This window comes from uncultured Chitinophaga sp., from assembly GCF_937874145.1.
Taxonomy (GTDB): domain Bacteria; phylum Bacteroidota; class Bacteroidia; order Chitinophagales; family Chitinophagaceae; genus Chitinophaga.
The window spans coordinates 1-2,260 of the sequence record NZ_CALNBI010000351.1; the positions used below are offsets into that span (position 1 = coordinate 1).

Annotated in this window: 3 protein-coding genes; all 3 read left to right on the forward strand. The window is 58.2% G+C overall.

Going from position 1 to position 2,260, the window contains the following annotated elements; translation table 11 throughout:
• The coding region (locus Q0510_RS17160; protein ID WP_298714585.1) for a glycosyltransferase at positions 1–715 on the forward strand (715 nt) is incomplete at its 5' end.
• Positions 708–1,868 (forward strand): glycosyltransferase family 4 protein, encoded by a 1,161-nt coding sequence (locus tag Q0510_RS17165; RefSeq protein WP_298714588.1) that lies wholly within the window; start codon positions 708–710, stop codon positions 1,866–1,868. The genes Q0510_RS17160 and Q0510_RS17165, both read left to right, overlap by 8 nt.
• A 1-nt stretch (position 1,869) precedes the next feature.
• Positions 1,870–2,260, forward strand: a 391-nt coding sequence (locus Q0510_RS17170) for a glycosyltransferase family 2 protein (protein WP_298714592.1), incomplete at its 3' end; no start/stop codon positions are given.

The window sequence follows — 2,260 nt, forward strand, 5'->3', positions numbered from 1 at the left end:
GCTGATTTTTATCAACGACGGTTCTACCGACGACAGCGAGACCACCATCCTTTCCTTCGCTGATCCCCGCATCCGCTATCTCCCGCAACCCAACCAGGGCTTCATTGCCAGCCTGAACCGCGGTATCGCCGAGGCGCGGGGGAAATACATCGCCCGCATCGACGCCGATGATGTGTGCCTGCCCATCCGCTTCGAACAGCAGGCGTCCCTGCTTGATGACCGCCCGGAAGTGTCAGTGGTGGGGTGTTTCATCATCTTCATCGATGAAAACGGAAAAGAAACCGGCATCTGGCGCGAAGACCGTGCCTGTGTTTCCAACGAACAGATTCGGAAGGCGCTTCCGCACTTCAACTGCATCGCCCATCCCGGCGTAATGGCCAGGGCGGAGGTGTTCCGGCAGTATCCGTACCGCGCTTCCCAGAAACATATCGAAGATTACGACCTCTGGCTCCGCCTGGCGGGCGATGGGAAGGTGATCGAGAAATTGCCCCAGCCTTTGCTGTTGTACCGCGTGCATTCGGGCTCGGTGACGGTGTCGGTCATCAAGAAAAACAATATTTTCCTGCGCCACTTCCATTGCAAGCGCCGCTACCTGGCGGGGCGCATCCGGGAAGGGAAGTGGAACGGGTTCGATTTCCGGGTGCTGGCCGGCATGTGCCGCGACGCGGTGACCGCTTTCGGTAAATCCATCAAACAACGCAACGCGCATGTATAAACTCCTCCTGCTGAAACGGCGCCTCGAAGCCATCGTGATCTTTCCGTTTGCCCTCCTGGGCAGGCTGATCGCGAAGCTGCGCCCCCTGCAGGAAGAGTTCGACCTGTTCCTGTTCTTCCCCTTTTATCACGTTGGCGGGGCCGAGAAGGTGCATGCGCAGATCACGCAGCTGTTCCCGGATAAAAAGATCATCGTCTTCTTTACAAAAAAATCCCAGGGCAAAGCATTGCTGAACGATTTCAAAGCGCCCAACGTGGAAATCCGCGACATCTCCCGGTACACCAGCAATAAATTCATGTACTGGAACAACCTCATCTGGCGCGGGATCGTGGCGGGTTACATCCGCCGGCAGCGGAAGGCGCCGGTGGTGTTCAACGGGCAATGCAATTTCGCCTACAAGCTTTCGCCGCATGTGCCGCGGGAAGTCCGCCAGATTGAGCTGATCCATTCATTCTGCAGTTTTTCCTATATCCGCATCCCTTTCATCCCGTTTTACGAAACTACGGTGATGATCAGCCGCGACAGCATCCGCCAGCACCTTGAGCTTTACCGCCAATACGCCATCCCGGCGGCATTGGGAGAGCGCATCCGGTTGATCATGAACGGCATTCCCATCCCAACCGACACCACGCCTTTACCGGAAGCCGCCAGGCTGCTGTATGTGGGCCGGGGAACGGAAGAAAAGCGCCCCTGGCTGGTAGCCGCCATCGCCAAGGCGGCGGGCATGCAGGCCGGTATGCTGGGACCACTGGACAACGCCATCCCTTCCGCGGAAAAGGAGCATTGCCGCTTCTATGGGGAACAGTCGGACGCGGGGCTGATCGACCGCATATACCGAGAACACCGCATTATCGCCATTACTTCCACGCGCGAGGGTTTCCCGATGGTGATCATGGAAGCCATGGCGCGCGGGCTGGCCGTATTATCGACCGATGTGGGAGATATTCCGTATCATGTGCAACATGGAGTGAATGGTTGGCTCATTAAACACGACCAGCCCGAAGCCGGTATTATCGCGGAAGGAGTGAAGCAGCTCCGCGAAGCCACGACCGAAACGCTGGCCGCCATGCGCGACCGGAACATCGCCTACGCCCGCGAACATTTCAGCCTGGAAGCGTTTGCTGCCGCTTACCGCAGCCTTTTGCAGAATTGATATGAAGCCATTATCCGTCATCATCATCACGTATAACCGTCCCGACGACCTCGGGATGCTCGTCCGCAACCTGGCCGCGCAACAAAACGCGGACACATTGCTGGAAGAAGTGATCGTCATCAATAACGCCTCTACGGCGGACTACAGTGAGGTGAAAGCTTTTATGGCCGGGTTCCCTTTCTTCCGGTACGTGGATTCGCCCGAAAACCTCGGTGTGGCCAGGGGCCGCAACCTCGGCATCACCATGGCCAAAGCGCCCATCCTCGTAACGATCGACGACGACGCCTGGTTCCGCGATGCCACAGCGCTCCAGTCCATCACCGATGCCTTCGCGGGATCGTACCTGCGCGACAACCAGGGGCTGGTTACCGCCGTCGAGCTGGCCGCCCTGC